The sequence below is a fragment of the Desulfocurvus sp. genome, from assembly GCF_023230885.1.
GTDB lineage: Bacteria > Desulfobacterota > Desulfovibrionia > Desulfovibrionales > Desulfovibrionaceae > Desulfocurvus.
In genome coordinates, this window is sequence record NZ_JALNWM010000220.1 from 1 (window position 1) to 5,347 (window position 5,347).

General features: G+C 70.8%; 6 protein-coding genes. 5 read left to right on the forward strand and 1 reads right to left on the reverse strand.

Annotated elements, in window-relative coordinates:
- From M0P34_RS13385 to M0P34_RS13405, 5 genes are all read left to right on the forward strand, one after another.
- Nucleotides 1-775, forward strand: a 775-nt coding sequence (locus M0P34_RS13385; protein WP_291499972.1) for a 4Fe-4S dicluster domain-containing protein, incomplete at its 5' end; no start/stop codon positions are given.
- The gene (locus M0P34_RS13390) at nt 768-1,604 is read left to right on the forward strand and encodes an FAD/NAD(P)-binding protein (protein WP_291499987.1); all 837 of its coding nucleotides are present in this window, start codon (nt 768-770) and stop codon (nt 1,602-1,604) included. The genes M0P34_RS13385 and M0P34_RS13390, both read left to right, overlap by 8 nt.
- Nucleotides 1,605-2,283: 679 nt before the next feature.
- Entirely contained in the window at nt 2,284-3,036 is a 753-nt protein-coding gene (glnH, locus tag M0P34_RS13395; protein WP_291499989.1) for a glutamine ABC transporter substrate-binding protein GlnH, read from the forward strand.
- 92 nt (nt 3,037-3,128) lie between these two features.
- Complete coding sequence (locus tag M0P34_RS13400; RefSeq protein ID WP_291499991.1) at nt 3,129-3,800, forward strand: amino acid ABC transporter permease; 672 nt, start codon at nt 3,129-3,131, stop codon at nt 3,798-3,800.
- Nucleotides 3,801-3,809: 9 nt separating this feature from the next.
- Nucleotides 3,810-4,541, forward strand: coding sequence for an amino acid ABC transporter ATP-binding protein (locus M0P34_RS13405; protein WP_291499993.1), 732 nt, complete (start codon nt 3,810-3,812; stop codon nt 4,539-4,541).
- Between the two features lie 211 nt (nt 4,542-4,752).
- On the opposite strand, the gene M0P34_RS13410 is transcribed toward M0P34_RS13405, so the two are convergent.
- The coding region (locus tag M0P34_RS13410) for a GDSL-type esterase/lipase family protein (protein ID WP_291499995.1) at nt 4,753-5,347 on the reverse strand (595 nt) is incomplete at its 5' end.

Genomic DNA, 5,347 nt, shown 5'->3' on the forward strand with positions numbered 1-5,347 from the left:
GCCCGCCGTGCTCTTCGCCGCGCGGCCCTGCGACGTGCGCGGCCTGGCGGAGCTGGACCGCGTGTTCACCGCCGGGCCCGTGGCCGACCCGTACTACGCCGCGCGCCGCGCGGCCACGGCGGTGGTGGCCCTGGCCTGTGCCGGGCCGCTGGACGCGGCCTGCTTTTGCCACTGGTCCGGCGGGCCCTGCGATGCCCCGGGGGCCGACGTGTGGCTCTTCCCCCTGGAGGACGGCTTCGCGGCCCGGGCCCAGACGCCGCTCGGCGCGGAGCTGCTGGCGGCGGGCGCCGCCGTTGCCGCCCCGGAGCGCGAACAGGATGTCGCCGGGCGCGTCCAGGCCGCCCGGCAGGCCCTGGGCCCGGCGCCGGACCTGGAGGGCCTGCCCGGGGCCTTTGCCGCGCGCTTCGCCGACCCGGCCTTCTGGGAGGGGCTTTGCCGCTCCTGCGTGGGCTGCGGGGTCTGCGCCTACGTCTGCCCCACCTGCCAGTGTTTCAACATCACCGACGAGCGCCACGGCGCCACGGGCCGCCGCCTGCGCACCTGGGACCACTGCATGGCCCACGGCTTCACCCTGGAGGCCAGCGGGCACAACCCCCGCGCGGCCAGGGGCCTGCGCTACCGCCAGCGCCTGGGCCACAAGTTCGTCTACAACCGCGACCAGCGCCCCGGCGGCGGGCCGGGCTGCACGGGCTGCGGGCGCTGCGTGCGCCTGTGCCCCGGGAGCATGGATATCCGCCGGGTGGTCCTGGCCGTGCTGGGAGGTGGCAGTGACTGACGCCGCGAACCCCTATCTGCCCCTGGCGGCCACCGTGGTGGATGTGGTGGACGAAACCCCGGCCATCAAGACCCTGCGCATGACCCTGGACGACCCGCAGGCCCGGGCGGCCTTCACCTACCGCCCCGGGCAGGTGGTCCAGCTTTCGGTCTACGGCGTGGGCGAGGCCACCTTCGTGCTCAATTCCACGCCCACGCGCCCGGAGTTCCTGCAATGTTCGGTCATGCGCGCCGGGGAGGTCACCGAGGCCCTGCACGGCCTGCGCGCGGGCGACCAGGTCGGCCTGCGCGGGCCCCTGGGCAACGCCTTCCCCCTGGACGCCCTGCGCGGGCGCGATGTGCTCCTCGTGGCCGGGGGCATCGGCATGGCCCCCCTGCGCACGCTGCTGCTCTACATGCTCGACACGCGCGCGGACTTCGGGGCCATCCGGCTGATCTACGGCGCGCGCGGCCCGCGCGACATGGCCTACGCCGCCGAGCTGGACCAGTGGGCCGACGCCCCGGGAGTGGAGCTGACCCTGACCGTGGACGCGCCCGACCCCGGCTGGACCCACCGCACGGGGCTCATCCCCGACGTGCTGCGCGAGCTGTCGCCCCCGGCCCGGGGCGCCGTGGCCGTGACCTGCGGCCCGCCGATCATGATCCGCTTCACCGTGCAGGCCCTGCGCGAGCTGGGCTTTGCCGACACGGACATCGTGACCACCCTGGAGCGGCGCATGAAATGCGGCATCGGCCTGTGCGGGCGCTGCAACATCGGCCCGCGCTACGTCTGTGTGGACGGCCCGGTGTTCACCCTGGCCGAGCTGGGCGAGCTGCCCCCGGAGCTGTAGCCGGAGGCGCCACCGCACCGGGGCGGCGTCCAGTTCTTTTTGACAAAAGTCCATCCGGGCTTGACGCTTTTGCCGCGCAGGGCGGGGGCGAGGGGGGCGGCAGGGTGCCGGGAGGGCGCCTTCCTGTCTCCAATCGCCTTGATTTACAGCGGATATTTTTGCGGCTTGGCCTGGGCGGAAACCGTTCCTTGTGGCACGGTTCCTGCTTTGGTCCTGGTGTCGGAAGCGCAGCATCCTGTTTTTCCGGACACGCTCCTTCCCGGCGGGGTTTCCATCTGCGTCACCGTTTCCCCTCGCCCGCCGACCCGTGTCTTCCGGCTTGTCTTCGTCCCTCCTCCTAGGACGTTGGGCGGCCCGCCTGTGGCGGGCCGCCCTCTTTTTCGTGCGAGTCCGGGGTCCTCGGTCTGGCTGAGCAGCATCGCTGCCCGGGCGGGCCGCCCTCTTTTTCGTGCGAGCCCGGGGCCTTGGCCGGGCCTCTGCCGGGCCCGAAGGGGCCTTTTTTCGGCTTTTTGCGTGTAAAAAAGAGTCTAACATCTCGAAATGGAAGACGATATTACTCCTGGTTTTCCTTGCCGCTGGGCCGGATTTGGGGCATAGAGGAACATCCCTGCCGGGAACCCCGCGCGGGGGCGCCGTGCGCCCTTCGCGTTTCTTCACCGTCTTTTCGAGGAGGTTTTCCATGAGTGCCGTGAAACGTTTCTTCGCCCTGGGCTGCGCCCTGGCCCTGGCCCTGACCTGCACCGTGGCGTCGGCCAAGGTGCTCACCGTGGCCACCGACACCAACTTCCCGCCCTTCGAGTTCAAGGATCCCGAAACCGGCAAGCACACCGGCTTCGACGTGGAGCTGTGGGACGCCATCGCCAAGAAGCTCGGCATGGAGTACGACCTCCAGCCCATGGACTTCAACGGCATCATCCCCGGCCTGCAGTCCGGCCAGGTCGACGTGGGCATCGCGGGCATGACCATCAAGCCCGAGCGCGCCGAGGTCGTGGACTTCTCCGACGGCTACTACAACGCGGGCCTGCTGGTGCTGGTCCGGTCCTCCGAGAACGCCGTTTCCGGCATCGAGGACCTCAAGGGCAAGGTCGTCTCCACCAAGCTCGGCACCACCTCCGAGGATTTCGTGAAGGCCAATGCGGGCGCCAAGGACGTGAAGCTGTTCCCCAACAACGACGCCATGTTCATGGAGCTGCTCTCGGGCGGCGCCGACGCCGTGGTCTTCGATTCCCCGGTCATCGCCGACTTCATGCGCAAGGCCGGCAAGGGCCAGGTCAAGGTGGTCGGCCCGCTGTACCAGGGCCAGTCCTACGGCATCGCCTTCCCCAAGGGCAGCGAGCTGGTGGCCAAGGTCAACGAGGCCCTGGCCCAGCTGCGCGCCGACGGCGCCTACGCCGAGCTGTACATGAAGTGGTTCGGCACCGAGCCCAAGTAGGCCCGGGAGCGACCAGCAACGCAACGACGGGGGCGGCCGCGTGCCGCCCCCGTGTTTCCCCGTTTTTTTTCGTGCATTAAAGGACGTGCCCAATGGCATTCAATTTCGATCCGGGAGTCATGCTGGACACGCTGCCCATGCTCATGCGCGGGCTGAAGTGGACGGCGCTGATCACCGTTGGCGGGCTGTTTTTCGGTTTCATCCTCGGGGCCGGGGCGGGGCTGATGAAGCTCTCGCGCGGCTGGGCGGCGCGCAAGTTCGCCGGGGCCTATGTGGAGACCATCCGCGGCACGCCCATGCTCGTGCAGGCCATGTTCCTGTATTTCGGCGTGCCTATGGCCCTTGGCCTGCGCATCCCCCCGCTGGTCGCGGGCATTGTCGTCATCGCCGTGAACTCCGGGGCCTACATCGCCGAGATCGTGCGCGGCGCCGTGCAGTCCATCAACATCGGGCAGTTCGAAGCCGGGCGTTCCATCGGACTGACCCGCGCCCAGACCATGCGCTACGTCATCTGGCCCCAGGCCTTTCGGCGCATGATCCCGCCCCTGGGCAACCAGTTCATCATCAGCCTGAAGGACACCTCGCTTCTGGCCGTCATCGGCGTGGGCGAACTGCTGCGCACCGGGCAGGAGATCGTGGCCGTCAACTTCCGGGCCTTCGAGGTCTATCTCACCGTGGGCCTGGTCTACCTGTGCATGACCATGGCCATCGCCCACGCCCTGCGGCGGGTGGAAAAACGTCTGGCCGCGCGGGTCAGGCGCTAGGAGGGGGCCGTGATCACCATCGAGAACCTGCACAAGAATTTCGGCGGCCTCAAGGTCCTGCGCGGCATCTCCCTGCATGTGGACAAGGGGCAGGTGGTCTGCATCATCGGCCCCTCGGGCTCGGGCAAGTCCACCGTGCTGCGCTGCATCAACCGCCTGGAGCGGCCCACCTCGGGCCGCGTTGTGGTGGACGGCCACGACATCACCGACCCGTCCACCAACATCAACCTCGTGCGCACCGAGGCCGGGATGGTGTTCCAGCAGTTCAACCTGTTCCCGCACATGTCCGTGCTGGAGAACGTGACCCTTGGCCCGCGCAAGGTGCGCCGCCTGGAGCGCGGGCAGGCCGAGAAGCTCGGGCTGGAGCTCCTGGCCAAAGTCGGGCTGGCCGACAAGGCCGCCAGCTACCCCGACCAGCTCTCGGGCGGCCAGAAGCAGCGCGTGGCCATCGCCCGCGCCCTGGCCCTGCAACCCAAGGTCATCCTCTTCGACGAGCCCACCAGCGCCCTGGACCCCGAGCTGGTGGGCGAGGTGCTGGAGGTCATGAAGCGCCTGGCCCGCGAGGGCATGACCATGGTCGTGGTCACCCACGAGATGGGCTTCGCCAAGGAGGTGGCCGACCGGGTCATCTTCGTGGACCAGGGCGTCATCCAGGAGGACGGACCGCCCCACGAATTCTTCTCCAACCCGCGCAACCCCCGGCTGCGCGATTTCCTGGGCAAGGTGGTGTCGCACACCTAGGGCCGCGCCTCCGGAGCGGCGGCGCAACGGGAGTGCGGCGCGCCGCCGGGCCCCGACCGCCCGACGCCAGGGCCCCCGCGCGGAACGCTTCCGCGCGGGGGCCCTGGCTTTGGCGGTGGCCGCTGCCCATCCCCGCCGGTGGCGGTCAGGGCAGGGCGTCGCACTGCGGCAGCTGCTGGGACGGCCACGGGTTCATCCCAGCCGGTGGCGGTCAGGGCAGGGCGCCCTCGCGGCGCAGCAGGTCGGCCACGGCGCGGGCCAGCTGGTCGTAGCCCCGGGCGTTGGGGTGGATCATGTCCGATTTCAGGGCCGCGTCGGCCAGGATGGCGGCCAGGGCCCCGGCCTCCAGGGGCACGCCTTCGGCCCGGGCCACCTCCTCGTACACCCGGGCCGAGGAGAGCAGCACGCCCGGGGAGGGCACGGCCAGCAGCACCACGTCGGCCCCGGCCTGGCGGCACAGGGCGATCATGGCCCGCAGCTCGCCGCCCAGGGCCGCGCGCGAGGAGCCGTGCAGCAGGTCGTTGCCGCCGTGGCACAGGATCACAAGCGCCGGGGCGTGGGCCGCGAGCAGGCCCGGCAGGCGGGCCAGCCCCTGGCGGGCGCGCTCCCCGGGGATGCCCGCGTTGACCACCGGATGCCCGCTGAGGGCGGCCAGCCGCTCGGGATAGCCCTGGCCCGGGGCCCCGGTGCCGTGGGTCAGGCTGTCGCCGAAGGCCAGGATCACCGCGCCGGGCGCCAGGGGCCGCAGGGCCGGGCCGGACCCCGCGCAGGCCCACAGCGCCAGGCACAGCGCCAGCAGCGCCAGC